General features: G+C 40.6%; 1 pseudogene. It reads right to left on the bottom strand.

The window, feature by feature from the left end:
• A pseudogene (locus tag HC176_RS19885) lies at window positions 1-281 on the bottom strand (hypothetical protein); the annotation flags it as partial.

Here is a 281-nt window from a genome sequence, read left to right as displayed (position 1 = left end):
CGTCGAAAATGGCACAGGACGAAGCTCCTGAGATTTTTGCTCTATGGATGCGATCAAAAGATCTGTTCTTTTACTGTTATTACTAAGCTGTAAAAGATTGAGTAATTTATCACTCACTTCAGGAAAATGACGCCCAATGATTCGGGAGGCTTCAGTAAAATCTATTCCCTTAGAAATGCGGAAAAGCTTTAGTAAAGGATAAACAAGAAACCTTCCGAAAAGGAAAGTTTCGACCGCGATAAAACTCCAGAAAAGAATTGTTCGGCCAGTAGAGCCCAGCC

Source organism: Tamlana crocina (genome assembly GCF_012037625.1).
The sequence above is the reverse complement of the archived record's forward strand: the minus strand, read 5'-3'. Positions and strand labels throughout refer to the sequence as shown.